Origin of the sequence: Acinetobacter kookii, assembly GCF_900096895.1 — a bacterium.
GTDB classification, from domain to species: domain Bacteria; phylum Pseudomonadota; class Gammaproteobacteria; order Pseudomonadales; family Moraxellaceae; genus Acinetobacter; species Acinetobacter kookii.
On the sequence record NZ_FMYO01000007.1, the window covers coordinates 65442 to 90286 of the forward strand.

The window sequence follows — 24845 nt, forward strand, 5'->3', positions numbered from 1 at the left end:
ATCTATGAATTGCAGTTTAACTCACACGTCTTGGATCTAGAATAATCATGTCTAACAATTAGCCAAAATTCGGCTTAATGATGACTAATCCCATAATGGCGATCAGTGCGACCACTGCAATCATTAAACCTGCACGACGCTGCACCAGTAAAATACTGTCATCTTTTTTATAGGCTTTGATCAAGGAAGAAAATAACACCAGAAACAGGATGATCTTGGCATAAAACCAGGATTGTACTTCAAAATTCTTGATCACTAATGAAGTTAGCCCGGTCAAAACAATAACCGTCATGGCAAGATGTTGCCAGGCGACCAGAAATTTTCGTGCCACCGGATTGGGCTGATTGTCCTTGACTCCAACAAATAAAGTAAAAGCACGTGCAAGGATTGCCCCAATCAATAAGGTCACAGCAATCATATGCACAATTTTTACCGTCAGCTGCATATCCATTGTTTAATCTTCCTTATTATTCTGCTTTGGGCGCATGTGCACATTCAGGACTTGGCGTGTCTTGTCCTTGCCATTCTGATGGCAAAAAAGCATGAATGGCGAGGGCATGAATACGGCTTGGCGCAAGCAAGTCCCCTGCTGCTGCATAAATTTTTTGATGACGTTGCACTAAACGCAAGCCTTGGAAAATGTCACTGACCACAATCACCTTAAAATGCGATTCTTTACCCGGGAAATAGCCGCCATGACCGGAGGATTCGTTCACCACTTCCAAATGAACCGGTGATAACTCTTGCAGGCGTTGAATCAACTGTTGTTCTAAATTCATCAAGATGCTCCCAAATAGCTTAATCTCTGGTTTCAGTATAGCGTGTTCCGATTCAATCTTCGTGTCTGTCTACCCTATCATTCCTGCATTTCAAAATAAAAATTTCTTTTTAAATCTCAATTTTGTTTATAAAAGCAACAAATTTAAGCAAAATGGTTTTATTTTATGCAATCGACATAAGTTTTTTCACAAAATTATTGACCCTATTTTTGCATAATGTATTATACACGGCATGCGGGAATAGCTCAGTTGGTAGAGCATAACCTTGCCAAGGTTGGGGTCGGGAGTTCGAGTCTCCTTTCCCGCTCAAAATTTTTTCATTTAGTTTTTTCACTTAAAAAACTTTATAGACTCCGCGGGAATAGCTCAGTTGGTAGAGCATAACCTTGCCAAGGTTGGGGTCGGGAGTTCGAGTCTCCTTTCCCGCTCCAGATTCTAAAAAGCCCTGATCGAAAGATTGGGGCTTTTTTATTGTTGATTTTAAACAATATTTTCTTTCCAAACTTATAAACTTAAAATGCTTAAAGCTAGTAAAAAGTTAAGATAGATCACTTGAAAATGGGCTTACGTGACCAAAAGTGCCCTGCAACCATCACATATAGATCAATATATTAAAGATTTTGCATAAATTTTAGTGAACATAGGCTGAGTAATTCTAAAAACTTAAAATACTTCATTCTGGCTTTTATTGAAGTCTTTTTCACTACTTTATAAAAATGGTGACCAAATTTGGTCACCAAAAATATATAATTAAAAAAAATCTTAAGTTAAAAAATTATTAATTTATGGAATAGTTTTTATTAAAAAACTTATTCTTCCTGCTTGAACTGGACTGTTCCCAGTATCCTAGACACGAGACAGCCTCATTTTGAAGCTGCCGCAAATGCTTCTGGGCTCATTCCTTAAATGACCGGCATTGTGGTAGGTATCGGGCTTTCATCATTCAATTTAGGAAGTGAGCAAATTGCGCAAGACATAGTGCAAGATCCCACCGGCCTTAAAGTATTCCACCTCATTCAAGGTATCAATACGACACAACACTTGAAAATGACTACACGTACCATCGCCATGTTGCACCTCTACATCCAGCATTTGATGCGGATGAATATCATCCGACAAGCCTGAAATTGATAGGGTTTCATGTCCGGTCAGGTTCAATATCTGCCGGTTCTGACCTTCCACAAACTGTAAAGGTAACACCCCCATGCCGACCAGATTGGAACGGTGAATCCGCTCAAAACTTTCAGCAATCACCGCTTTCACCCCCAACAGGTTGGTGCCTTTGGCCGCCCAGTCACGTGAAGAACCGGTACCATATTCTTTCCCGGCAATAATCACGAGTGGGGTTTGTTCTGCCTGATAGCGCATTGCCGCATCATAAATCGAGAGTTTTTCTGCACTTGGAATATGCAGGGTATTGCCACCCTCCTCGCCACCCAGTATTTCGTTTTTAATGCGGATATTGGCAAAGGTACCTCGCATCATCACTTCATGGTTACCACGACGGGATCCGTAAGAGTTAAAGTCTTTTACATCAACACCCTGTTGCTGCAAATATCGTCCGGCCGGACTATCTTGTTTGATATTGCCCGCCGGGGAAATATGGTCCGTCGTGACTGAATCACCTAATACCGCCAAAATCCGTGCCTGGCTGATCTGCTGAATTGGTTGTAGCGGCTGATCAATTTCTGCAAAAAAGGGAGGATGCCGGATATAGGTGGATTGTTCATCCCAAGCATAGGTTTGACTTTGGGGAATCTGGATCGCTTTCCACTTGGCATCGCCTTCAAAAACTTCCGCATATTCTTTATGGAACATCTCGGTATTCACATTTTGCAGTGCGGCATCGATTTCCGTCTGTGTCGGCCAGATATCTTTTAAATAAACCGCTTGGCCATCAAAGCCCTCACCTATCGGTTCAGTCGTGAGATCAGTTCGAATATTCCCGACCAGACCATAGGCAACCACCAAAGGTGGTGAGGCGAGCCAGTTGGTTTTCACCAGAGGATGCACCCGTCCTTCAAAGTTACGGTTTCCGGAGAGCACTGAAGCTACATTCAAATCAAAACATTGCACAGCTTCTTCAATCACTTCAGGTAAAGGTCCCGAATTACCAATACAGGTAGTGCAACCATAACCCACCAGGTTATAACCCAGCTGATTCAAATAAGGCGTCAACCCTGCTGCATGCAGATAATCGCTGACCACTTTGGAACCTGGAGCCAGTGAACTTTTCACCCAGGGTTTCCGCTGTAAACCTTTTTCGATTGCCTTTTTGGCCAATAGCCCTGCTGCCAACATGACACTGGGATTCGAGGTATTGGTACAGGAGGTAATCGCTGAAATCACTACATCACCATGCTGCAACGGATATTTTGTACCATCAATTACACAAAAAGCATTTTCATGGGGCAGGTTGGCCTGTTTCGCTTCAACCGCTGTACCTCCCCCTCCTTCATTTTCCAGACGCTCTTTTTCTTCCTTGACCGGTTTTAAGGTCAAATCCATGAAGGCATGAAAGGTTTTTGGCACTTGTGACAAGAGTACACGATCCTGCGGGCGTTTCGGACCCGCCAGACTGGCTTCTACCGTCGACATATCTAAAGCCAGCGTGTCGGTGAAGACGGGCTCATCCCCCGGATTGCGCCATAATCCTTGCAACTTGCTATAGGCCTCTACCAAGGCAATTCTTTCCGGCTGACGTCCAGTTAAACGTAAATAGGAAAGCGTCACCTCATCAACCGGGAAAAAGCCACAGGTAGCACCATATTCAGGTGCCATATTGGCAATAGTGGCACGGTCAGCCAAGGGTAAGTCGGCCAGACCATCGCCATAAAATTCGACAAATTTTCCAACTACACCTTTTTGACGCAGCATCTGGGTAATGGTCAGCACCAGATCAGTTGCTGTAATACCTTCTTTGAGTTTACCGATGAGCTTAAACCCGATCACTTCCGGAATCAGCATGGAGATCGGTTGGCCCAGCATGGCCGCTTCCGCCTCGATACCACCTACCCCCCAGCCTAACACGCCTAAGCCATTGATCATGGTAGTATGTGAATCGGTACCGACCAAGGTATCAGGAAAGGCAAAGCGCTGACCATCGACCTCATTACTCCAGACCACTTGTGCTAGATATTCCAGATTGACCTGATGGCAAATCCCGGTTCCTGGCGGCACCACGCGAAACTGATTGAGCGCAGCCTGCCCCCAACGTAGAAACTGGTAGCGCTCGCCATTGCGTTGCATCTCAATTGCGACATTCTGCTCAAAAGCTTGCGGGCTGGCAAAGTAATCGACCATAACCGAGTGATCGATGACCAAATCCACCGGTGACAGCGGATTAATTTTTTCCGGGTCACCACCGGCTTTGGCCACTGCGGCACGCATCGCGGCAAGATCAACCACTGCGGGAACACCGGTAAAATCCTGCATCAGCACCCGTGCCGGACGATACTGGATTTCCTGTTCTGAGGTTCGGTTGTTTAGCCACCCTGCCAATGCATGAATATGTTCGGTTTTCACCGTGAGCTGATCTTCAAAACGTAGTAAATTTTCTAGCAAGACTTTTAAAGATTTTGGTAGTCGGGACAGGTCACCTAACTGCACTTGCAATTTGGACAGGTTGAAAATCTGATAGTGTTCTGAACCGACGGTTAATGTTTCTAAAGTATTAAAACTATTGATATTACTATACTTAGCCATCTAGTTTCCCTCCGGCTTGATATGCTATTTTTATGATCACAGTCAACCATTCCTTTACTTACTGTATGCTAACTACACGGCGGGTTTGTTATTATTTATTATCAGATTGCGCTAGGTAGTTAAATGCAGGACTGCCAAGAAATTTTGCCAGAGAGTTGCCGACAGTTAATATCTGGCATTGACAATCTTTCTGCCAATTCCGTAAGGAGATTAAGGTAAATTGAACCGCGTATTTAACTGTATTTTCAGAGTGATTTCAGATCACTACGTAGCTAGGGCTGTTTTACAGATCGAAATGATAAAGTCATAAATTGCTTTTCAAAAAAAGAAACTAATATGTTTCTTACAGGATCTAAAAGCAATAAATGTATCTACAATAAATAAGTCTTTACTTCAGCAAATCAAAAAAAAGACTAAAATTTCTCCAATAATTTCCTTCTTATTTAAAAATTACTCTTTTTTGTACTTCGACTGATAATCTAAGCCACTAAACTTTTATTCATCATCTTCCGCAAACATTGCTTCAATTTCATTCCACTGCGGAAATTTATACTTCTTTTTATCCACTTCAAATTGCAGGCCTACCGCATTAAGTACACTTTCAAATATGCTAAATGAACCTGTAAAATGGCCATTTTCTATCTCTGAAATTGTTGTTTTATTGACGTTGGTTTTGGCCTTCCACAAATTGTAAAACGGTTTCAAGCTCAGAAATATTTTGGATTTGATCCAACGGAATACCTTTCGTTATTTTATTCGGATATTTCATAAAATGTTGGATAGTTGAAATATTGCCGCCGGAGAGAGTATCTACGGCAACTGTGATACGTATAAGTTTGAGGGCAACTTCTTTTTGCGGTAATGAGAGTCTGCAACAATCTATATTGGTTATCGATAAATTTATATCAAGAATCATGGCAAGTTGATCATGTGTTAGCCCAATTTTTTGTGCTGCAGTTAAAACAGCTTTAGCTAAGACCTTTTCGCTGTTAGTCATTTGTTCGATTACCCGCATTACAAAAGGTCTTTAGGTTCTACTACATAATTCGTACTGATGGTAGTAAAAATAGTTTTGAATGTGGTATTTGTAGTTGAATTGGGCTTTGTTGCATAAAGACTCTAAAGATAGAGCTGCCCCAAGTTACTTAAATTTAAGCGACAACTTGGGTATGAAGTTGACCTAATTCTATAAATTTATTTATGGACTGCCCCACTTTCCTTACCAAATACGATTGATCCAATATGAACACATCCAATGACCCCTTACACGGCAAAAAGCTTGCTGACATTTTAGATGAGTTGCTAGATTACTATGGCGGCTTTGAAGGCTTGAGTCGTAAAATTGAAATTAGATGCTTTTGCATAGACCCAAGTGTTAAATCATCATTACGATTCTTGCGTACCACACCTTGGGCACGTGAAAAAGTAGAAAGCTTATATTTGTACGTCTTACGCCAAAAGGCAAAACAGAAACCGTAGCCCCAGGCAACACCCCTCTCATCATAAAATTTGAACCGTACCGGGTTTGTGGGAGACTTTTATTTAACTGATGTTACGTAGTAATTGCATTTTAAGCATCTTCGCTACTACATGTTGTAGTCGATTTATAAATTACTAATAATCATTATATTAAACAATATAATGTTATTATTAATATGAAAAATCAGGATCAAAACATAGGTGACTTTTACAAACTAAAATGTCTAAAATAAAGTGACCAAAATAACATTAAATGATCTAAATTCATCAAAAATTTACCCTACTAAAAACCAAATAATACCAATTAAATCATATACTTATAATTAGTGTCATTTAATGGAATAAATCTCGGTGACCTTGCCAAGGTTGGGATCGCGAGTTCGAGTCTCCTTTCCCGCTCCAGATTCTAAAAAGCCCTGATCGAAAGATTGGGGCTTTTTTTATTTCATTGGCATACCTCATGCTATAAATCAGCAGCATTTCGCATAAACTTGTCATTATTTATGTATTTCAACTGCTTAAAGATTCAGCATAATCGTGACTTTTTAAAATAAAGTCCCCTTTTCAAGTGTTCAGGCACTGTGTATAACAATGAACCAGGAATGGAAACCGATAAGCATAGGCAAACATCGTAAAAAAACGGTAGACTATGCAACAATCAATGCAAGTAAAATGTCATTTGAGACAAAAAGAAGGTGAAGGTTGATGCCGCTCAATACCGTTGAAGAGCTCGTAGCAGATATCCGTGCAGGAAAAATGGTCATCCTGATGGATGATGAAGACCGTGAAAATGAAGGCGATCTGGTGATTGCTGCGACACACGTACGTCCTGAAGACATCAACTTCATGATCACCCACGCCCGTGGTCTGGTTTGCCTCACATTAAGCCGCGACCGCTGCCAGCAGCTCAATCTTCCGCTCATGGTCGATGCCAACGGCGCACAGCACGGGACTAACTTTACGCTTTCAATTGAGGCTGCCAACGGTATTACCACCGGTATTTCCGCCGCTGAACGTGCACATACCATTCAGACGGCCGTGGCCGCACATGCCAAGCCTGCGGACATTGTACAACCGGGGCATATCTTCCCGCTGATGGCACAGCCCGGTGGCGTATTGCACCGTGCCGGTCATACCGAAGCCGGCTGTGATCTGGCCCGTCTTGCAGGACTCGAACCTGCTTCAGTGATTTGTGAAATCATTAAAGAAGATGGCACCATGGCGCGCCGTTCTGACCTTGAAATTTTTGCTGAAAAGCATGGTTTGAAAATCGGAACGATTGCGGATCTCATTCACTACCGCATGACCAATGAGCAAACGGTTGAACGTCTGGATCAACAAACGTTAGATACCGAATACGGTACGTTTGAATTGTTCCGTTACCGTGAAATTGGTAACCCGGATATTCATTTAGCCCTGGTCAAAGGTGAGCCTAAACAGGGGGTCACTACCGTTCGCGTACATGGCTTTAGTCCGGCACGTGACTTGCTGAAAATTAACAAGCAAAATGGCGAACCGGCCTGGAATCTCGACAAAGCACTGAAAGAGATCGCATCTAGCGAGCGCGGTGTTTTGGTCTGGATTGGTCAGCGTCATTTACAGGACCTCGGTCCAGCACTGGAAAGCTTGACTACACCTAAGCCATCCAAATCCAGTGCTGCATTGTCACAGCAATACCAAACCATTGGTGTCGGTGCACAGATTTTACGTGATTTAGGGGTTGAGAAAATGAAGCTGCTCAGCTCTCCATTACGTTTTAATGCATTATCAGGTTTTAATTTAGAAGTGGTGGAATACGTCGCCGCAAATCAAACAACAGAGAAATAATCGAGGTTGCTATGGCAGTTCGCCGTATTGAAGGTATGTTACATCTCGCGAGCGAAGGCCGTTACGCGATTTTAGTGGGTCGTTTTAATAGTTTTGTTGTCGAACATCTTTTAGAAGGTGCAATTGATACATTGAAACGTCATGGTGTATCAGAGGATAATATTACCGTTGTTCATGCACCTGGCGCCTGGGAACTTCCGGTGGTGGCTAAAAAACTGGCTGCTGCTGATCGTTTTGATGCCATTATTGCGCTTGGCGCAGTGATTCGTGGCAGCACGCCTCACTTTGATTTTGTTGCTGGTGAATGTGCCAAAGGTTTAGGCGTGGTTGGCCTGGACACTGGCTTACCAGTCATTAATGGTGTATTGACTACGGATAGTATTGAACAGGCGATTGAACGCTCGGGTACAAAAGCAGGTAATAAAGGCAGTGAAGCTGCCTTGACTGCAATTGAAATGGTTAACTTGTTAAAGGCTATTTAACGCTATGTCGCAAACACTTCAAGCAACTTATGCAGCAAAACGCAAAGCACGTCGTTTTGCTGTACAAGGAATTTATGAATGGCAGATGAGCCACAATCCGGTACATGAAATTGAAGCACGTACACGTGTGGAAAATGCCATGCACAAAGTGGATCTCGGCTATTATCATGAATTGTTGACTCAAGTGGTTGCCAATCATGAAGCATTGGATGCGCTCTTAATCCCTGTGCTTGACCGCGAAATTGATGCGCTTGACGGCGTTGAACTCGCTACTCTTCGTCTGGGTGCGTATGAATTGAAAGAACATCTTGAAATTCCATATCGCGTTGTTTTGGACGAAGCAATCGAGCTGGCTAAACATTTTGGCGGTGCAGACAGCCATAAATACATCAATGGTGTATTGGATCGTTTAGCAACAACTTTACGTGCAGCAGAAAAGCAACAAACCAACTAAATAAAGTAGATTTGTTGTATGGCTGAGTTCTCGATCATTGATACTTATTTTCATCGGCAGACTTCTGCGTCGGTCGATTTAGGTGTTGGTGACGACTCAGCCTTGCTCACCCCTCCTCCTCAGCAACAACTGGTCATCTGTGCCGATACATTGGTTGCCGGACGACATTTTCCCCTAGATACCTCTCCGCATGCCATCGGCTGGAAATCTGTCGCGGTGAATCTGTCTGACATTGCTGCAATGGGTGCCAAACCGCACAGCATCTTACTGGCATTGAGCCTACCCCAAATTGATCATGACTGGCTCAAAGGCTTTAGCCAGGGTTTATATGATTGCTGCGATCAATTTGGTGTGAGTTTAATTGGTGGCGATACCACCCAAAGTCCTCATCTCACTATTTCGGTCACCGCGCTTGGCTGGATAGAAACCGGCAAAGCCATCACACGTTCAGGCGCACAAGCCGGCGATTATGTCTGTGTCTCTGGTACAGTCGGCGATGCCGCATTTGCTCTGCACAATTTAGGACATCCGCTACAAAAGCGTCTGGATTATCCAACCCCACGTTGTCAGCTCGGTCAAAAGTTAAAAGGCCTGGCATCCAGCATGATTGATGTATCTGATGGATTGGCACAAGATTTAGGCCATATCTTAAAAGCTTCAAAGGTAGGGGCAACGCTTGAATTAAATCAGCTGCCGATCAGCCCAGATTTACAAAATTTAACTCAAGAACAGCAATGGCAATATGCCCTCGCGGGTGGCGATGACTATGAGTTATGCTTTACAATAAGCCCGCAAAATTATGAAAAGCTTTTGCAACAACAATTAGATGTCAACATTAGCAAGATTGGACAAATAACCCAACAAACTGAATTAACTTTTGTGCAGAATGGCGTAGATCATTCGCTGCAATTTCATGGATATCAACACTTTGCATAAACCTGCGATTCACTTTAAAGACATGTCCTGGTACAACCGCTTTATCGTTTTTTGCGGTGTCGGATTTGGTTCCGGGCTGTTACCTAAAGCGCCGGGCACTTTTGGTTCGGCCTTTGCATTGCTGTTTATTCCTGCCTGGCTTGCAATTGGCTTTACCGCTTCCATTATTGCCATGATTTTAATGTCACTTATTGGCATTTATATTTGCGGGCAAACCGCTAAAGTCATGGGCGTACATGACGATGGCCGCATTGTTTGGGATGAATTTGCTGGACAGTCAATTACGTTTCTGCCCCTGATTTACTTTGCACAAATGAGCTGGCTTTGGGTGTTCATTGGATTTGTCCTGTTCCGCTTATTCGATGTCTGGAAACCTTGGCCTATTCGTGTCATCGACCGTCAAGTCGGTGGCGGTTTCGGCATTATGTTTGACGATATTATTGCCGGCATTTGGGCCGCAATCTGTATTCTCGTGTACCTCAACATTTCAATGGCTTAAGCCAAGTTTTTAAGGTGTATTATGTCAACTTCTGTGATTATTCTTGCTGCCGGCAAAGGAACTCGAATGCGTTCGAGCCTACCCAAAGTATTGCAGCCGCTCGCAGGACGCCCTCTACTCGGTCATGTCATTGAAACTGCTAAAAAATTAAATGCCAAAAATATTATTACCATTTTTGGACACGGCGGTAATTTAGTTCAACAAGCCTTTGCACAGGAAAATGTACAGTGGGTGGAACAAGCTGAACAGCTGGGTACAGGCCATGCGGTTAAAGTGACTTTACCGGTACTTCCTACCGATGGCGTTTCACTCATTCTTTCCGGTGATGTACCTTGCATTAGTCAAGACACCCTGGAAAAGCTGCTGGCTGTTTCACGTGAAACAGGAATTGGTCTGGTGACATTAACCCTGGCCGATGCCACCGGTTATGGCCGTATCGTACGTGAAAACAATAAAATTCAGGCCATTGTTGAGCATAAAGATGCCAGCGATGCACAGCGTCAAATCAAGGAAATCAATACCGGTATTTACTGTGTCAGCAATGCCAAACTGCATCAATGGTTACCCAAATTAAGCAACAACAATGCCCAAGGTGAATATTACCTGACGGACATTGTGGCCATGGCGATTGCCGATGGTCTTGAAGTGTCTTCTGTAGAGCCGGAACGTGCCTTTGAAGTGGAAGGCGTGAATGACCGGATTCAGCTGGCCGCTTTGGAACGTGAATTCCAGGCCTATCAGGCCAAGCTCCTGATGCAGCAAGGCGTGCATATCATTGATCCAAGCCGCTTCGACCTGCGTGGCAAGCTTACCGTCGGTCAAGATGTTCGTATTGATATCAACGTGATTATCGAAGGTAACTGTGAACTCGGCGACAATGTCGAAATTGGTGCAGGCTGTGTAATTAAGAATAGTAAAATTGCTTCAGGCACCAAGGTCCAACCCTACAGTATTTTCGACAATGCCGTGGTCGGTGAAGATACGCAAATTGGACCCTTTGCCCGTTTACGCCCAGGTGCCAAGCTGGCCAATGAAGTGCATATTGGCAACTTTGTCGAAGTGAAAAATTCCACGATTGGCCTCGGTTCCAAAGCCAATCACTTTACCTATTTAGGGGATGCCGAAGTGGGCGCAGGTTCAAATATTGGTGCCGGTACCATTACCTGCAATTATGATGGGGCCAATAAATTTAAAACCATTATTGGTGATTCAGCCTTTATCGGCTCGAACAGTTCCCTGGTTGCCCCGGTCAGTATTGGCAATGGTGCAACTGTCGGCGCTGGCTCAGTCATCACACGTGATGTAGCAGAAAATAGTTTGGCCTTTGAACGATCTAAACAAGTGGCTAAAGAAAACTATCAACGCCCCCAAAAACTGAAAAAATAAGAGGATTATAAATATGTGCGGAATTGTCGGTGGCGTTGCAGAACGTAATATTAGCAATATTTTAATTGAAGGCCTGAAGCGCCTTGAATACCGTGGCTATGATTCAGCGGGTGTTGCGCTGATCAATGGCGGTCATGTCCTGCGCGAACGCCGTGTAGGTAAAGTGATCAACTTGGAACAGGCGGTAAGTGAATCGAATATTCAAGGTTCACTGGGGATTGCACATACCCGTTGGGCAACCCATGGTAAACCGACGGAAAACAATGCCCATCCGCATGTTTCTGGTACGGTGGCTGTGGTGCATAACGGCATTATCGAAAACTATCAAGAATTGAAAGACGATCTTGAAGCCCTGGGCTATGTGTTTACTTCACAAACGGATACCGAAGTTGTCGCACATCTGGTCAATGATGCATTGAAATCAACCTCCAGCCTTCTAGAAGCGGTTCAGCAGGTTGTTCCCCAGCTCAAAGGGGCTTATGCACTGGGTATCGTGCATACCGATCATCCGAATGAACTGATTACCGTTCGTGAAGGTTCACCTCTGGTCATTGGGGTCGGAATTGGCGAGAACTTTATCAGTTCGGATCAATTGGCCCTGCTGCCAATTACTAACCGTTTTATTTACCTGGAAGAAGGTGATATTGCACGTTTAACCCGCAACAGCATTGAAGTGTTTGTGGATGGGCAATTGGTGAACCGTCCAGTAAAAGAGCTGGATGCCACCGTCAGCAATGCATCTAAAGGTGAATATAAGCACTACATGCTCAAAGAAATTTATGAGCAGCCTGAAGCGATTCAGCAAACCATTTCCCAAGCCTTGAATGGCAACGATTTGCGCGAAGATTTCTTGCAAAATGCGGTGGGCGATTTTGAAAAGATTCAACAGGTGCAAATTATTGCCTGCGGAACCAGTTACCATGCCGGCATGATTGCAAAATACTGGTTTGAGCAGCTGATTGACCTGCCTTGTCAGGTGGAAATTGCCAGCGAATTCCGTTACCGCACGCCTGTGATTGTCAATAACACACTGTATGTCTGTATTTCTCAATCCGGTGAAACTGCCGATACTTTGGCTGCACTGCGCGATACCCAAAAACGCGCTGCTGCAAAAAGTTTAAACATTACCACCATGACCATTTGTAATGTGGCTACCTCTTCAATGGTGCGTGAAACCAATTATAGCCTGTTAACCCTGGCTGGACCTGAAATTGGCGTTGCGTCAACCAAAGCATTTACCACGCAGCTTGCCGCACTCATGCTGTTGGTACTGAAGATTGGTCAAGTCAAGCAAAGCATCTCGGCTGAACAAATTACTGCCATTACCACTGATTTATGGCATACGCCTAAAGTCATCCTAGATACCCTACAGCAAGATAAAGACATTCTGCGTTTATCTGAGCTGTTTGTAGAAAAACAGCACTGCCTGTTTTTAGGCCGTGGTACCGAGTTCCCGATTGCTCTTGAAGGCGCATTAAAACTGAAAGAAATTTCATATATTCATGCCGAAGGTTATGCCGCAGGTGAACTGAAACATGGTCCATTGGCACTGGTAGACAATGACATGCCGGTGGTGATTCTGGCTCCGCAAGACGACATGCTCGACAAGCTGAAATCCAATATGGAAGAAGTTCAGGCCCGTGGTGGCGAACTGTTTGTCTTTGCCGACGAAAACAGCGGCATTAAAGGCAAAGAGCGTCAGCATGTGGTTCATGTGCCAAGCATCGCTCCGCTTCTTGCGCCAATTGTTTACAGTATTCCTGTGCAGCTGCTGTCCTACCATGTGGCTGTCTTGCGTGGAACGGATGTCGATCAGCCACGTAACCTGGCAAAATCGGTCACGGTGGAATAATAAATTTTGATATAAGGCTGGGTAACCGGCCTTTTTCTTGCAAAGGAAAGAGTAAAAAACATGACGCTGAGTTGTTTTAAAGCTTACGATATTCGTGGAAAATTGGGTGAAGAATTAAATGAAGACATTGCCTATAAAATTGGCCGGGCTTATGGACAGATCTATCAACCTAAAACAGTGGTCATCGGTTGTGACATTCGTTTGAGCAGTGAAGGCCTGAAACAGGCGACCATTCGCGGTTTAAATGATGCAGGTGTCAAGGTACTCGATTTAGGCATGACGGGAACGGAAGAAGTCTACTTCGGTGCCTTCCACCTCGATGTTCAAGGCGGCCTTGAAGTGACTGCCAGTCATAATCCGATGGATTACAACGGCATGAAACTGGTGCGTGAAAATGCACGCCCAATCAGTGCAGATACAGGCCTTAAAGAGATTCAAGTTCTAGCTGAATCTGGCATATTTAATGACGTTGCCGTAAAAGGGACGACTGAAAAATACAATATCCTGCCTGAATTTGTAGATCACCTCATGACTTACATCGACGCTTCCAAGATCACACCGATGAAACTGGTGGTAAATGCGGGTAATGGTGCAGCAGGTCATGTGATTGATGCGATTGAAGAAAAATTCAAGGTTCTGAATGTACCGGTAGAATTTATTAAAATTCATCATGAGGCTGATGGCAGCTTCCCGAATGGCATTCCCAACCCGCTGCTGGTTGAAAACCGGGATAGCACGCGTCAAGCCGTTATTGAGCATGGGGCTGACATGGGACTTGCCTGGGATGGCGACTTTGACCGTTGCTTCCTGTTTGATGAAAAAGGCCAGTTCATTGAAGGCTATTATATTGTGGGTCTATTGGCACAAGCGTTCTTGCTGAAACAGTCGGGTGAGAAAATTGTGCATGACCCGCGCCTGGTCTGGAATACCTTTGACATTGTTGAACAATACCAAGGTGAAGCGATCCAGTCTAAATCCGGTCATTCTTTCATTAAAGAAAAAATGCGCGAGCATAATGCCGTATATGGCGGAGAAATGAGTGCACACCATTATTTCCGTGACTTTGCCTATTGCGATAGCGGCATGATTCCATGGCTGTTAGCGGTGTCGGTATTGTCAGAAACCCAAAAACCGTTGTCTGCCCTGGTAGAAGAAATGATTGAAAAATTCCCATGTTCAGGCGAAATCAACTTCAAAGTGGCAGATACCCAAACGACCATTCAAAAGATTTTTGATCACTATGCCGATCAAAATCCGGTCATTGATCGAACAGACGGCGTGAGCCTGGATTTTGGCGCATGGCGTTTAAACGTACGCGCTTCCAATACCGAGCCATTACTGCGCTTAAATATTGAAAGCCGTGCAGATAGGAATCCTGAACCGATACAGGATTATGTCGATGAATTGACCCAACTGATTCAAGGCTAAAATTGCTGCTATTAAAAAAGGAGCTTGATCGAAAGCTCCTTTTTTATACCTACTGGTTGCGATAACCATTCGGATTTTGCTTTTGCCAGTTCCAGCTGTCTGCCAGCATATCTTCCAAAGTATATTGCGGTTTCCAGCCTAACTCTTGCACAGCACGGCTATTGTCTGCAAATGAAGTCGCTACATCGCCTTCACGACGCGGCTCGATGCTATAGGCGACCGGCACATGGTTGACCCGTTCAAATGTTTTCACCACTTCTAAAACCGATGAGCCCTGACCGGTTCCAATATTCCAGGCACGACAGCCTTTTGCCATAAGGCGGTTATTCAAGGCACACAAATGCGCATTCGCCAAATCCACCACATGAATATAATCGCGCACGCCCGTCCCGTCAACGGTATCGTAATCATTGCCGAAGATCGCCAGTTTTTCACGACGGCCCACTGCGACTTGAGTGACAAATGGCATCAGGTTATTCGGAATGCCTTGCGGATCTTCTCCAATACGACCACTTTTATGCGCACCGACCGGGTTGAAATAACGCAGTAAGGCAATCGACCAGCGTTCATCTGCCAGGGACAATTTCTGTAAAAGCTGTTCAACCATCAGTTTGGTATAACCATAGTTATTACTTGGCATACCTGTAGGCATGTCTTCATTTAAAGGCGAGACATTGGCCTCATCATACACGGTGGCCGATGAACTGAAGACCAGATTAAATACCCCTGCGCGCTGCATGGCCTGTACCAGTTGAATCGAGCCAGAAATATTATTGTCAAAATAAGCCAGTGGAATTTGCTGGCTTTCCCCTACCGCTTTTAGCCCGGCAAAATGAATCACCGCATCAATGTGGTGCTGCTGAAAAACCTGATCTAGAACCTGTGCATCGCGAATGTCACCCTGCACAAAAGTCAGGGTTTTTCCGCAAATCTGTTGTACACGGTTTAAAGATTCTTCCGAACTATTGCAGAGATTATCCAGCACAATCACTTCATGCGCTGAATTTAAGAGTTCCACACAAGTATGCGAGCCAATATAGCCTGCACCGCCAGTCACTAAAATTTTAGCCATGGGTTTTTCCTAATAGTATCTTTAATAAACCTTGAGTCGAGGCATCCAGCTCTGAAATGTTCTGACTTTCACCACTTAAAATCGGCAGCAGCTGATTGGCAATTTCCTTGCCTTTTTCAACCCCCCACTGGTCAAAGGGATTGATATTCCAGAGGACAGACTGCACAAACACTTTATGTTCATACATGGCAATCAGCATCCCCAGACTATAGGGTGTCAGCTCTTTAAGTAAAATGGTGCTACTGGGCTGATTGCCTGCATATTGTTTATAGACAGGTAAATCATTCAGTTCAGCCTGATCCAAGGCCTGATTGCCAAATGCCAGCAAGCGCGACTGTGCCAGACAGTTGGACAGTGCCAAATGATGCTGCTCGATCAAGGCATCGGCATTGTCTACATAAGTAAATTGCTGGGCATTATAGCGTTTTACGGGTGCAATAAAATCACAGCTGACGGCTTGTGTGCCTTGATGCAATAACTGGTAGAAAGCATGCTGGGCATTCGGTCCAACCTCACCCCACACAATCGGACAAGTATTGGTTTCAACGTGCTCCCCTGTACGTTGAATCGATTTGCCATTCGATTCCATTTCCAGTTGCTGTAAATACGAAGCAAAATATTTTAAACGGCCATCATAAGGCAAAATGGCATGGGTCTGGATATCTAGAAAGTTGGTATTCCAGGCACCCAGCAAGCCCATCAACACTGGAATATTCTTTGCAAAAGGAGCATTCCGGAAATGCTGATCCATGGCATAAGCCCCGGCCAGCAGCTGCTTGAAGCCTTCAACCCCAATGGTTAATGCAATTGGCAAGCCAATACACGACCAGAGCGAATAACGCCCACCGACCCAGTCCCATAGCAACAACTGATTTTCAGGCGCAATGCCCCATTCGGTCATTTTCTCAGGTTTGGTGGATACTCCGATAAAATGGTGCTTGAGAATATACGGATGTTGACCAAGTGCTTTTTCCAGCCACAAACGCACGGTTTGCGCATTGGATAAAGTATCAATGGTGCCAAAAGACTTGGATGAAATGATGAATAATGTCGTTTCAGGGCGTAGCTGATGCAATAATGCTGAAAGCTGGCTGCCATCTATGGTCGAGACAAAGTGTACATCTAAAGGCTTGGTGGTCTGTTTTTTAAAATCTGATAAAGCATGACTAACCATTAATGGCCCAAGATCCGACCCTCCAACACCAATATTGACCACATCCTGAATCACTTCCCCGGTTGCACCGCGAAACTGACCGGCATGAATTTTTTCCACCAGGGCATACATGCGCTGAAGTTGCTGATGAACCTGCGCTGCAACGTCAGCATGCTGTTGATCATGCGGAGGCAAACGTAATGCCCAGTGCATCACTGCACGCTGTTCGGTATAGTTAATGGCTTCACGAGAAAACAGCCGTTTAATCCAGGGCTTGAGTTCTTGTGCATGGGCCCATTCAACCAAACGGTCAAGTACAGCCTGATTGATCCGATGCTTGCTAAAATCGAAGACAATGGTCTCTAAATTTACAGAGAATTTTTGAAAACGGTCATCTTCTTCTGCAAAAAAATCGCTTAAATGCCTGTTCTCGTATTCATTTTTCAAGTTCACCAGCTTGTTTAGAACAGTATCAATCTCTTCTACTGGATAAGGTTGTGCTTGAGTCATCATTTAACGTCCTACCCCCATATAGGCAAATCCCTGCGCTTTCACATAGTCGGGATCGTAAATATTTCGACCATCCAAAATCAGCGGATGCTGCATGATTTTTAATAAAGTCGGGTAATCCGGACTCCAATATTGTTTCCAGGCAGTTAACAGGCATAAGGCATGTGCGCCGTTTACGGCTTCATACTGGTCTGTACAATAAATCAGGTCCGCACGATGTCCATAGACTTTCTCAATTTCCGCCAATGCCTGCGGATCATGCAATTTGACCGTCACGCCTTGTGCCCATAAGGCTTTCAGCATGATATGAATCGGTGACTGCTGGATACGTGCCGTATTTTCTTTAAAAGAGGCACCCCAAATTGCCACCGTTTTAGCTTTTAAATCGCCATGGTAATAATTCCACAGTTTTCTAAACAGCAGCTCTTTTTGCTGTTCATTGATTTCCCAAACCTGCGCCAACAGCTGACTTTTAGCCCCTGTCCCGGACACGGTATTGGCTAAAGTAAGAATATCATGCGAGAAGTTTTCTCCGCCAAAACCCGCACCTGGATACAGATAGGACGACCCGATCCGGCTATCCGCTGCCATGCCCTGACGCACATGCTCGATATCAATGCCCAGTTTTTCAGCCACGACAGCCAAATCGTTGATATAGCTAATGCGTGTCGCCAACATGCCTGAAATGCTAAGCTTGGTAAATTCAGCATCCAAAATGGGCATAAATAAATATTGCTGATGGCGCGGAAATAATGGACGCAATAATTCCTGGATTTTGAGTTGAACCTTGCTTTGCTCACAGCCCACAATCAACTGTTCGGCTTGAGTCATGCTGGCCAAGGCATTCCCCTCCTGAATAATATCGGGTAAATACACCCAGTCATCTTCAGGTAAATACTTTTGTAATTTGTCCGTGCCATGCAAGCCTAGCGTAGATGCATTAATCATCAGTTTAGGATGAATAATTTGACGTTGACCGATTGCTTTTAATATTTCAATGCCTAAATTTTCTTCAGTCGGATTAAAACTAAAGAAATAGGCATCGATATCCAGGGCAATATCATTCAGGTGACAGTATTTTAAAAATCCATTTTTTTCCTGTTTATCCAGTAACTGTTTGACCGCATCATCTTGGGCATAGGCGTGTTCTAAAGTGCTTTTTTTTAGAAAATCACACCAATACACCTGATGGCCACATTCGGCCAGCAATGCTGACAGGACGCCTGAATACAGGGTTTGTCCAAATACTGCAACCTTCATCGTTCTACCGCCTTATAATACAAGTTCCTGGATAAGTGCTTTAAAGTTCTCACCCAATTTAGGATGATCTACGCCATACTGTAATAGGATTTTGAGATATCGGTTCTTCTATAATTTTTTACATCACAATACATTTACCTTCTGCAGGGGATGCAGTTACCTCCTCAATGCCATATTGATCGACCAGATGATCCGGCCCAGCTTTCACCATAATTTGTGAAGCTTGAGATGGGTTAAAACTTTGAATCATTAAGCTTAGGTCATTGACCGGATCAGAATCTTTCACCAATACATCAGGCAGTAATACAGCAAAGTCATCTTCTCCAATCACATCTTTGGCACAGAGCACGGCATGTCCCAAACCCAAGGGTTGTGACTGGCGTACACTCACCATACTGACATGAGGGGGGAGAATTTCAGTAATTTCTTTGAATAAATCAAATTTCTTTTTATTTTCTAAGGTCGTTTCCAGCTCAAAATTACGATCGAAATAATTTTCAATGGAGGCTTTGGAAGAGTGTGTCACTAAGATACTTTGTTCAATGCCTGCTGCGGCAGCTTCTTTAACCCCATATTCAATGGCAGGACGATTCACCACAGTCACCATTTCCTTAGGAATGGATTTACTTGCAGACAGAAAACGTGTGCCTAGACCTGCGACTGGGAGAATAGCTTTTTTGATCATATTAACTAAGCTTAACCTAACATACTTTTGAGTCATCTTTAGGTTCATTACCCTGGAACAATGAAGGTCCTACATGCCCAGGGGCATTAATACCATCACCCCTTGTCATTACGCCCACTGTTTTCCACATAATTTTAAAGTCTATCCTAATATTATGGTTGTCTACATACCAAACATCACATTTAAAACGATCTTCATAATCCAGTTCATTACGACCGCTTACTTGTGCCAAGCCGGTCATTCCCGGTCTAACCTCTAAACGTCGAGCTTGCTCAGGAGAATAAAGCTCAACAAATTCCTTAAGCATTGGTCGTGGACCAACCACGCTCATCTCACCTTTTAAAACATTTATAAGCTGTGGCATTTCGTCTAGGCTTGTGGAACGGAGTTTTTGTCCAAAAGCAGTAATCCGTTGCTCATCTGGTAACGGATTACCTTCTTTATCAAAGGCATCCTTCATAGAACGAAACTTAATCATTTTGAAAAGTTTACCATCTTTACCAGGTCGTTCTTGATAAAAAAAGACAGGCGAGCCAAGATTTTTTCGGACTTTAAGCGCCACAAAAACAAAGATAGGCGAAAGTACTATAAGAGCGATAGATGCAATAATAAAATCTATTAGTCTTTTCATAACAAATTCTCTACGGCCTTTTTTTTAATAAAGTTCATTTATTATTGAAATAATTTTTTTCATAGCTACCGGTTCAATATAATGCTCTATTAAAGTTTGCTTTGCAGAAATATGTTTCATATTATGAAATTCATCATTAATTTTAAAAACTTGTTAGCCAACTTTTGGAGTTTCTATCATGAACTACCAATCCAAACGATGCTTCTTAACCAAAGCAGATCTTTCAGATTCCTCATTCCATTTTATTAGCCGCCTTAGAATAAATGGTAGGCTTTTATTGCAACACCAAGTTCATACACTCCTTCAGTAAGAAACATCTCAAGCATTTAAGCCTTTAGACTCCCTTCTAGAATCAATCCTACCTATAAATTTAATATGATCAGCATTCACCGTTAGCCTCTCGAATCTAAAAACTTACTCATATGCTCCTCTTCTAAAAAGTTTCAGATAATAATTTCAAGGATTCCATAATATTATGAATACCTTGCACCCGCGTATATTATCAAAAAATTAAAGATTTATTTTAAATAATGCCAAGAAAAATGCGAATGTACCAAATTATGCAATTTATCTTCCACATTATTACCCTCTACATCAACCCACTTCTGAATTACCCAATCTCTTTCATGAATCAAGAATTGATCATTTTTTGATGAATATTTGTACTATATTTTTTTTAGCGTTCATGCATAATCTATGTATGAAATACATCAGCTCAAAGATGCTTCTTTTTACTCAATTCAAGTAATACAGGAGCTTCTTATGATCAATTTTTCATTTAATACTTGAACCATCGAAGAAGCATTTTCCGACTAAAGGTAGCCACCCCTAAACTATGCTTGAAAGATATCAAGTTCATTTTTTATATAAGTAATTGAAAAATATCTAACTTTATCTAAGTGCTCTAAACTACAGCTCAATGATTGATATAACCAATCCGTGTTGCAACCCTCCCGGAAATATGAAGTTTAGTCAATTCAGCATTTAAAACAGGCATAAATAGAAACTGCTGCTGACGGGAAATAAAAGATGTAACAATTTCCTGACTTTGTTTTAAACTTCAGATGGGTTACAGACTACGATTAACGGCTCGGTTTTTGCCATACTTTGTAGCGCATTGCCTTCCTGAATCGCATCTGGCAAATCAATCCAATGATCATCAACCAGCATTTTTCGAAATTTTTCAGTTACATCCATCACCTAAGTTGAAACATGAATAATTCAGCACTATTGTAATTATTCTAAAAGATCTAGCTCTAGTGTTCTTTAGTCGGATTGAAACTGGAAAAATAAGCATCAATCTCAAGACTCAAATCAGATAAGTTACAACATTTAAGCAACCCACTTTCAGCTTTTTTCAGTAAACGATTGACTGCTGAAATAGATCCCCCTATACCTGATGTCCACATTCGAAAAGCAGTACAGACATTACACAGGCATAACGTGTTTGGCCAAATATTGTAACTTTTATATTGTGGGCTTATAGAGCAAGTTCTTGAATTAAAGCTTTAAAGTCCTCACCCAATTTAGGATGATCTACGCCATAATGTAACACGGCTTTCAAATAACCCAGTTTGCTGCCGCAATCAAAAGTTTGACCTTTCATTCGATAGGCTTCAACCACTTCTGTCTTTTGTAATTCTGCAATCGCATCGGTGAGTTGAATTTCATTGCCTGCACCTTTCGGGGTATTTTCCAATAACTGCATAATCTTGGCAGGCAGGACATAACGTCCAACCACAGAAAGATTGGAGGGTGCCGTGCCGACTGCCGGTTTTTCTACAATCCCTTGCATTTTAATACTTTCACCCTCTAAAGGTGAACTTGCAACATCGACAATACCGTATTGATCGACCATATGATCCGGCACAGCTTCCACCATAATTTGTGAAGCTTGAGATGAATTAAAACGCTGAATAATCAAACTTAGGTCATTAACCGGATCAGAATCTTTCACCAATACATCAGGCAGTAAAACAGCAAAGTCATCTTCTCCAATCACTGCTTTGGCACAAAGTACGGCATGACCTAGACCGAGTGGTTGTGGCTGACGTACGCTGATCACACTCACATGCGGGGGTAAAATCTCGGTAATTTCTTTAAGCAAATCGAATTTCTTTTTACTTTCAAGTGTGGTTTCCAGCTCAAAATTACGGTCAAAGTAATTTTCAATCGATACTTTAGATGAATGGGTCACCAGAATAATCTGTTCAATTCCTGCCGCAACAGCCTCACGTACCACATACTCAATGGCCGGACGGTCGACCACCGTGACCATTTCTTTAGGAATGGATTTACTGGCAGGCAAGAAACGTGTACCGAGGCCTGCAACCGGAAGAATAGCTTTTTTAATCATTACATCACACTTCTAAGTTTAAAAATTATTAAAATAATTCTAATCATAAAACTATTTTAAAATTCCACTAATTACGAATAAAAAGACTACATATATTGATATTATACCGACCTAATATGCGGCTTTATTAATAAAGCCTTTAAATACGGTTAAGAATATAATTGTTAAATCAAGCAATAAGCTCCAAGTCCGTATATATTCCAAATCACATTCAACGCGCTTTTCCATTTTATCCAAAGTATCCGTTTCACCTCGCCAGCCGCGTATTTGAGCCAGTCCTGTTATCCCCGGTTTGACTTTGTGACGAAGCATATAGCCTGTAATGAGTTTACGGTATTCTTCATTATGCGCAACCGCATGCGGGCGTGGTCCCACTACAGACATATTGCCCTGAATCACATTAAGGAATTGTGGCAATTCATCAAGCGAAGTACGCCGTAAAATTTTACCGACTTTGGTTACTCGTGGGTCATCTTTTACGGCTTGTTTTATTTCGGTGCCATTTTCCATAACTGTCATGGTTCTAAACTTGAACACCTTAATTGGCTGGCCATTTAAACCATAACGAATCTGACGGAAAAATACCGGTCCTTTGGAAGTTAACTTAATCGCAATCGCAATCAACAGCAGCAATGGTGAAATCAGCAGAAGAATAGCCGATGCCACAAAAATATCCTCAATCCGTTTTAATAAGGTATTGATCCCATTAATACGAGTATCGAACAGTGGAATAATCGGGATGCCATTAATATCTTCGACCCGGGAATATAATAAGTTATAGGAAAATAATTCCGGTACAATAATCGTCGAACAGGTAGTATCAGCAAGAATTTCCAAGAGTGCTTCTGTCTGTTGCAAATTGCTCTTTTCAATCACAATATAAATTTTATTAACTTTGCCCTGCTTGACCGTCTCAATCACATCATTGAGATCACCATCATACTGTGCCTCCGGGTTTTGACTAGTGGTAAAAGCGAACAGACCTAAGGACGCTGCACCAGTCCAAGCGGAACGGGTTAAATCATCATATAATTTTCTGGCTTTGGCAGACTCACCGATGACCAGTATACGGTCAGCTTTATTAAATACTTTAAAGAACAGTGCATATACCAGCCGGATCAGCATACGGAAGCCGGTCATACACAGGATGACAAAGATAAAATATTTAAATGCGATACTTAATGAGATATAAGTAAAAAATAAAAGAATCAAGTAAGAAGTAATGAGTGTTATTGTTAAATTTTTTAAACAGGAAATCAGTTCATAACCAAGATTAATGCCTCTCCAAGACCGATAGAAGTCGGTCAGGCCACCTATTAATTGAAATACACTGATTACTGTTAAAAAAGCAAGTAAAGTCCGATGATCTACAGTCAAATTATTGATTTTTGAAACGATATATATTCCCCCATATATCGCTAAAACATCGCAAGACCGCTGCAATATCGAGACATAAGATGCATTTAATCTGGACGCCATCTTAAACCTTCAAGTTAACTGACCCCTTACCCCCAAGATTGAATTATCATCTTTAATCACCTAGTAGATGAAATTCAACTCTTTATGGATTATTGTGTCATAAAATATTAATGATATTATTAAAAAAATAGGCGAAAGTAATGTCGTCTACTGAAGTATGCTTGTATTCACCCCATTGCTGCGCTGAACCATCGCCTATTAACAGGGTATGATTATAGCCTGTTTTTACTGCATTCTTACAACACAAAATATAATATTAATTACGCAATATAAGTCTTAATAAGATTTATGAATTTAATCATATTTTTGTTAAATTTTTTTTAAATTCCAATAATAGATATAAGCTGTATTTTCACTATAATGCATATTTGAACTCCCAAGCTACTCAAGTTGGCATTAATAAATTTATAAAAATTTCCGATAGATGACTACCCGATATCAATAATTTTATCTAAAGGTTCGGGAAAAAGTTTATGGCCTATTTCATGTTCCAGTTTTTCCTTATCACCCCTATTCCAGTTAGCCTTAGAACATATTTCCCACCTGAATCACTTACTGATTAATTTTCACAATCCGATTATTTTAACCACAGCAATAACAACCATCACCTTATTGTAATTAAACCATTATACTAGAAAAATATTAATACCAAGCTTCTGTCTAGTTCCGTAGTTAAAAATATAATTAATAAAGATTTACAGTTTTTAGATAGAATAAACATGATTTAAATTTTAAAATCCAGACAAGAAATATTATTAATATTTACCTAAGAATTAATTGATTAAATTATAATAAATATACTTAAAAAGCAGTTCTTATTCACACCTATGCAAAAATAAAAATATTATCAAAATTTTGAAAAGTAAATGGAA

The 24845-nt window shown here is 42.2% G+C and carries 21 protein-coding genes, 2 tRNA genes and 1 pseudogene; 11 read left to right on the forward strand and 13 right to left on the reverse strand.

The features are described 5' to 3' along the window. Positions 1-58: 58 nt before the first annotated feature. Both BLP85_RS10595 and BLP85_RS10600 read right to left on the reverse strand, forming a co-directional pair. Positions 59-451, reverse strand: a complete 393-nt coding sequence (locus BLP85_RS10595; protein ID WP_092820056.1) for a SirB2 family protein — start codon at positions 449-451, stop codon at positions 59-61. A 16-nt stretch (positions 452-467) separates the two neighbouring features. Next, positions 468-779: a BolA family protein gene (locus BLP85_RS10600; protein WP_092820057.1), complete on the reverse strand. Its 312-nt coding sequence runs from the start codon at positions 777-779 to the stop codon at positions 468-470. Between the two features lie 234 nt (positions 780-1013). Here BLP85_RS10600 and BLP85_RS10605 point away from each other — a divergent pair. Then, positions 1014-1086 (forward strand) — tRNA-Gly (locus BLP85_RS10605). 48 nt (positions 1087-1134) lie between these two features. After that, a tRNA-Gly gene (locus BLP85_RS10610) sits at positions 1135-1210 on the forward strand. Positions 1211-1727: 517 nt separating this feature from the next. Here the strand turns inward: BLP85_RS10610 and acnA are convergent. The 3 genes from acnA to BLP85_RS10625 form a co-directional block, all read right to left on the reverse strand. Then, positions 1728-4484 carry an aconitate hydratase AcnA gene (acnA, locus tag BLP85_RS10615; RefSeq protein ID WP_092820058.1) on the reverse strand — a complete coding sequence of 919 codons (2757 nt, stop codon included), beginning with the start codon at positions 4482-4484 and terminating at the stop codon, positions 1728-1730. A gap of 495 nt (positions 4485-4979) precedes the next feature. Next, a complete protein-coding gene (locus BLP85_RS15075; protein WP_409449186.1) occupies positions 4980-5201 on the reverse strand; it encodes a hypothetical protein in 222 nt (73 codons plus the stop codon). After that, entirely contained in the window at positions 5143-5481 is a 339-nt protein-coding gene (locus BLP85_RS10625; protein WP_228143292.1) for a DUF2384 domain-containing protein, read from the reverse strand. The genes BLP85_RS15075 and BLP85_RS10625 overlap by 59 nt, the downstream gene beginning before the upstream one ends. Positions 5482-5726: 245 nt before the next feature. Between BLP85_RS10625 and BLP85_RS10630 the strand changes: the two genes are divergently transcribed. From BLP85_RS10630 to BLP85_RS10670, 9 genes are all read left to right on the forward strand, one after another. Further along, a complete protein-coding gene (locus BLP85_RS10630; RefSeq protein WP_002058193.1) occupies positions 5727-5963 on the forward strand; it encodes a VF530 family protein in 237 nt (78 codons plus the stop codon). Between the two features lie 705 nt (positions 5964-6668). Further along, entirely contained in the window at positions 6669-7790 is a 1122-nt protein-coding gene (gene ribBA / locus BLP85_RS10635) for a bifunctional 3,4-dihydroxy-2-butanone-4-phosphate synthase/GTP cyclohydrolase II (protein WP_092820060.1), read from the forward strand. A gap of 11 nt (positions 7791-7801) precedes the next feature. Then, on the forward strand, positions 7802-8272 hold the full coding sequence (ribH, locus tag BLP85_RS10640; RefSeq protein ID WP_092820061.1) for a 6,7-dimethyl-8-ribityllumazine synthase: 471 nt from the start codon (positions 7802-7804) through the stop codon (positions 8270-8272). Between the two features lie 4 nt (positions 8273-8276). Beyond that, entirely contained in the window at positions 8277-8726 is a 450-nt protein-coding gene (gene nusB / locus BLP85_RS10645) for a transcription antitermination factor NusB (protein WP_092820062.1), read from the forward strand. 18 nt (positions 8727-8744) lie between these two features. Then, the gene (gene thiL, locus BLP85_RS10650; RefSeq protein WP_092820063.1) at positions 8745-9662 is read left to right on the forward strand and encodes a thiamine-phosphate kinase; all 918 of its coding nucleotides are present in this window, start codon (positions 8745-8747) and stop codon (positions 9660-9662) included. After that, positions 9640-10161 carry a phosphatidylglycerophosphatase A family protein gene (locus BLP85_RS10655; protein ID WP_092820064.1) on the forward strand — a complete coding sequence of 174 codons (522 nt, stop codon included), beginning with the start codon at positions 9640-9642 and terminating at the stop codon, positions 10159-10161. The genes thiL and BLP85_RS10655 overlap by 23 nt, the downstream gene beginning before the upstream one ends. A 21-nt stretch (positions 10162-10182) precedes the next feature. After that, on the forward strand, positions 10183-11547 hold the full coding sequence (glmU, locus tag BLP85_RS10660) for a bifunctional UDP-N-acetylglucosamine diphosphorylase/glucosamine-1-phosphate N-acetyltransferase GlmU (RefSeq protein ID WP_092820065.1): 1365 nt from the start codon (positions 10183-10185) through the stop codon (positions 11545-11547). 13 nt (positions 11548-11560) lie between these two features. Further along, complete coding sequence (gene glmS, locus BLP85_RS10665) at positions 11561-13399, forward strand: glutamine--fructose-6-phosphate transaminase (isomerizing) (protein WP_092820066.1); 1839 nt, start codon at positions 11561-11563, stop codon at positions 13397-13399. A gap of 60 nt (positions 13400-13459) precedes the next feature. Then, the gene (locus BLP85_RS10670; protein WP_092820067.1) at positions 13460-14827 is read left to right on the forward strand and encodes a phosphohexomutase domain-containing protein; all 1368 of its coding nucleotides are present in this window, start codon (positions 13460-13462) and stop codon (positions 14825-14827) included. A gap of 49 nt (positions 14828-14876) precedes the next feature. On the opposite strand, the gene galE is transcribed toward BLP85_RS10670, so the two are convergent. From galE to BLP85_RS10705, 8 genes and pseudogenes are all read right to left on the reverse strand, one after another. Continuing rightward, a complete protein-coding gene (gene galE / locus BLP85_RS10675) occupies positions 14877-15899 on the reverse strand; it encodes a UDP-glucose 4-epimerase GalE (protein ID WP_092820068.1) in 1023 nt (340 codons plus the stop codon). Continuing rightward, positions 15892-17565, reverse strand: coding sequence for a glucose-6-phosphate isomerase (gene pgi / locus BLP85_RS10680; RefSeq protein ID WP_092820069.1), 1674 nt, complete (start codon positions 17563-17565; stop codon positions 15892-15894). Before pgi ends, galE begins: the two co-directional genes overlap by 8 nt. Next, positions 17566-18822 carry a nucleotide sugar dehydrogenase gene (locus BLP85_RS10685; RefSeq protein ID WP_092820070.1) on the reverse strand — a complete coding sequence of 419 codons (1257 nt, stop codon included), beginning with the start codon at positions 18820-18822 and terminating at the stop codon, positions 17566-17568. It abuts the gene before it with no gap. A gap of 121 nt (positions 18823-18943) precedes the next feature. Beyond that, a pseudogene (locus BLP85_RS10690) lies at positions 18944-19507 on the reverse strand (UTP--glucose-1-phosphate uridylyltransferase); the annotation flags it as partial. Between the two features lie 16 nt (positions 19508-19523). Next, positions 19524-20138: a sugar transferase gene (locus BLP85_RS10695; RefSeq protein ID WP_092820071.1), complete on the reverse strand. Its 615-nt coding sequence runs from the start codon at positions 20136-20138 to the stop codon at positions 19524-19526. Between the two features lie 1053 nt (positions 20139-21191). Then, positions 21192-21338, reverse strand: a complete 147-nt coding sequence (locus tag BLP85_RS14965; RefSeq protein WP_171259704.1) for a hypothetical protein — start codon at positions 21336-21338, stop codon at positions 21192-21194. Positions 21339-21618: 280 nt separating this feature from the next. Next, positions 21619-22494 carry a UTP--glucose-1-phosphate uridylyltransferase GalU gene (gene galU / locus BLP85_RS10700; protein WP_092820072.1) on the reverse strand — a complete coding sequence of 292 codons (876 nt, stop codon included), beginning with the start codon at positions 22492-22494 and terminating at the stop codon, positions 21619-21621. 111 nt (positions 22495-22605) lie between these two features. Further along, positions 22606-23973, reverse strand: coding sequence for an undecaprenyl-phosphate glucose phosphotransferase (locus tag BLP85_RS10705; RefSeq protein WP_092820073.1), 1368 nt, complete (start codon positions 23971-23973; stop codon positions 22606-22608). Positions 23974-24845: the final 872 nt, after the last annotated feature.